This window comes from Nonomuraea sp. NPDC049649, assembly GCF_040675175.1.
GTDB lineage: Bacteria > Actinomycetota > Actinomycetes > Streptosporangiales > Streptosporangiaceae > Nonomuraea.
The window spans coordinates 1-3,135 of sequence record NZ_JBFAOH010000087.1 but is presented as its reverse complement, the minus strand read 5'-3'; the positions used below and the strand labels follow the sequence as shown (position 1 = coordinate 3,135).

Genomic DNA, 3,135 nt, shown 5'->3' with positions numbered 1-3,135 from the left:
AGCCGCGTCCGTAATCCGGCAACGAGCCCGTGACCAGCACTCCTCACGCAGCGCAAGCGATCAAAGGGGCATCAACTCACGAATCGCCCTCTCAGGTGTCCGTGCTACAGGGGGAACCTCACTGCCCCACCTGCGCCGAGACCTACCGCGCCGACACCTACCACCTCATCCGCGCCGGCCTCGTCGGCGGCAAAGGCGTCCCGGACACCGTCACCACCCACCCAACCTTGTTCATCACCCTGACCGCACCCAGCTTCGGAGCCGTCCACACCCGCCACGAGAAGAACGGCAAAACCCAGCCCTGCCACCCCCGCCGCAACGCACCCACCTGCCCACACGACCGCACCATGTCCTGCACCACCCGCCACAGCAAAGACGACCCCCGCCTCGGCGAACCCCTCTGCCCCGACTGCTACGACTACACCGGCACCGTCCTGTTCAACGCCCTGGCCCCACTCCTGTGGAAACGCTTCGCCGACTCCGTACGCCGCCACCTCGCCAAACAAGGCAGCCTCCTCCTCAAGGACCTCCGCCACCACCTCACCCTCTCCTTCGCCAAAGTCGCCGAATACCAACGGCGCGGCGTCGTCCACTTCCACGCCGTCATCCGCCTCGACGGCCCCGGCGGCCCCGAAGCCCCACCCCCACCCTGGGCGACCGCCGACGCACTCACCCAAGCCATCCAGCACGCAGCAAGAGCAGTAACAGCCAAAGCCCCGGCCTACGCCGACCAACCAGAACGCATCTTGCGCTGGGGCGACCAACTCGACATCCGCCTCATCACCCTGAACGGCGACCTCACCGACCAAGCCGTAGCCGGCTACATCGCCAAGTACGCCACCAAAGCCGCTGAATGCGTCGGCACCCTCGACCGCCGCATCAACCCACTGGACGACTTGGAGGCATACAACCTCCGCGCTCACGCCCGCCGCCTCATCACCACCTGCCTAGACCTCGGCAAAGAACCAGACCTCGCCGACCTCCGCCTCGCCGACTGGGCCCACATGCTCGGCTTCCGCGGCCACTTCTCCACCCGCTCCCGCCACTACTCCACCACCCTCGGCGACATCCGAGCCGACCGCAAACACCACGCCCGCACCGAAGACATCACCACCGGCCGCCTGCCCCTGTTCGACGAAGACACCGTCCTCGTCATCAGCGAATGGCAGTACGCCGGCAAGGGCCACTCCGCCGGAGACGCCCTCCTCGCCGCCGCCATCACCGGCACTCGCCTCGGAGGCGCACATGACCTCTGAGCTACTCACGGTCCCGCAGGCCATGGCCGCGCTGAAGGTCAGCCGCTGGACGCTCTACAACCTCATCCGCTCCGGCGAACTGTGCTCAATCCTCGTCGGCACCCGCTGCCGCCGGATCCCCGCCACCGCCCTGAACGACTACGTGACCCGACTCTGCGAGGAGGTTGCCTGATGCCCGCCAAGACCGCACTCGCCTCCCCAGAGGAGCCCCAGCGTCCGCGCAAGAGCCGTCGCACCCGCGCCAACAACGAGGGCTCGATCTTCCCGTACAAGAACGGCTGGGCAGGATACGTCTGGGTCACCACCCCAGAAGGCAAGCGCACCCGCAAGTGGGCCTACGGAAAGACCCGCGAGGAGACCCACGAGAAGTGGCTCAAGCTCCACGAACAAGCCCGCAAGGGACCGGTGGCCACCAAGCATGAGACCGTGGCCGTGTTCCTCAAACGCTGGCTCGCTGAAGTAGTCGAGCCCAACCGCGAGCCGACCACGTACGTCGCCTACGAACCACTCGTGCGGCTGTACATCATCCCCGGCCTGGGCAAGAAGCGCCTCGACAAGCTCACCGTCCGAGAGGTGCAAGCCTGGCTCAACACCCTGCCCACCCTCTGCACCTGCTGCGACCAGAAGAAGGACCACAAGCGCCCTGAGGCCAAGCGCCGATGCTGCGCCATCGGGAAGTGCTGCAAGGCATACCCGGCCCGCTACACCATCATCGGCATCCGTCGCACGCTGCGAGCCGCCCTCGGCCACGCGATCCGTGAGGAGCTGATCTCGAAGAACGTCGCAGCTCTGACGACCCTCCCCAGCGCGAGCAAGACCAAGAAGAAGCGGCAACAGGTCGTCTGGAGCGTGGACGAGGCCCGTCGCTTCCTGGAGCACGTCCAGGACGATCCGCTGTATGCCGCGTACGTGCTCATCCTCGTCCTCGGCCTGCGCCGTGGTGAGGTTCTCGGCCTGGCCTGGGACTGCGTAGACCTCGACGGCGAAGAACTCCACATCGCCCGCCAACTCACCAGAGTCAGTGGGCAACTCCTGCTCCGCGAGAAGACAAAGACCGACGACTCCTCGGCCTCGCTCCCACTCCTGGGCTTGTGCGTCTCGGCCCTGAAGCAACGTCGCGAGTCACAAGACGAGGCGCGCGAGAAGGCCGGCGACGAGTGGAAGGACTCGGACCTGGTGTTCACCACGAGGTACGGCACACCCATCGAACCGCGAAACCTCAACCGAGCCTTCGAAGCGCACTGCAAGAACGCCGGTGTCCCACGCATCCGCGTCCACGACACCCGGCACACCTGCGCCTCGCTCCTGGCCGCCCTCGACGTCCACCCACGCGTTGCGATGCGCATCCTCCGGCACTCACAGATCAGCGTGACCATGAACGTCTACACCCAGATCGCAAGCCCCGAGACCCGTAAAGCGCTTGAGAGACTCAACCAGAGCCTGAACGGCTGAGCGGCATCGCCGGAAGTAACACCACGAAACCAAGTGCGGCAGATCCCGGAAGGCGGGAGTGCCGCACTCAGCATGTCACCCCAGCGCCTGGGAAGACGCAAGGGACTGGCTTGCACTGCCTACCAGTCCGGCTGGTATCTAAAGGCGTCCAATTTCCCGATCATCGGATCGTATGAGCTCGTGGATGCTTTGAGGGGTAGGTCGATAGGGAGAACGCGTGACGATGAACGATGGCCTTCCGCGCAGACTCCAGGTGAGCGTGCCCGGGTCATCCTTAGGCATCGGCTGCAACGCCCAGTCATACACTCCTATACGGATTTCCCACCCGCTAGTACTCCAGCCGCATTTAGTGATCGATGATTCGTCGCTGTCGCTGGTAATGGCAGCGGCGGGCGCGGGCTTGATGCCGACGTCGCCACTGTGACCA

General features: G+C 65.4%; 3 protein-coding genes. All 3 read left to right on the top strand.

Annotated elements, in window-relative coordinates; genetic code table 11:
• Window positions 1-95: 95 nt before the first annotated feature.
• Genes AB0J42_RS37470 through AB0J42_RS37460 form a run of 3 tightly spaced genes read left to right on the top strand, consistent with a single transcriptional unit; the run spans window position 96 to window position 2,708 of the window.
• Complete coding sequence (locus AB0J42_RS37470) at window positions 96-1,256, top strand: replication initiator (protein WP_364303308.1); 1,161 nt, start codon at window positions 96-98, stop codon at window positions 1,254-1,256.
• Window positions 1,246-1,428 carry a helix-turn-helix domain-containing protein gene (locus tag AB0J42_RS37465; RefSeq protein WP_364303306.1) on the top strand — a complete coding sequence of 61 codons (183 nt, stop codon included), beginning with the start codon at window positions 1,246-1,248 and terminating at the stop codon, window positions 1,426-1,428. The genes AB0J42_RS37470 and AB0J42_RS37465 overlap by 11 nt, the downstream gene beginning before the upstream one ends.
• Window positions 1,428-2,708, top strand: a complete 1,281-nt coding sequence (locus AB0J42_RS37460; protein WP_364303304.1) for a site-specific integrase — start codon at window positions 1,428-1,430, stop codon at window positions 2,706-2,708. Before AB0J42_RS37465 ends, AB0J42_RS37460 begins: the two co-directional genes overlap by 1 nt.
• Window positions 2,709-3,135 lie beyond the last annotated feature (427 nt).

What these genes read in the sequence shown, in the direction of transcription:
- AB0J42_RS37465 (WP_364303306.1), top strand. Translation starts at nt 1,246, where the DNA reads ATGACCTCTGAGCTACTCACGGTCCCGCAGGCCATGGCCGCGCTGAAG.
- AB0J42_RS37460 (WP_364303304.1), top strand. Translation starts at nt 1,428, where the DNA reads ATGCCCGCCAAGACCGCACTCGCCTCCCCAGAGGAGCCCCAGCGTCCG.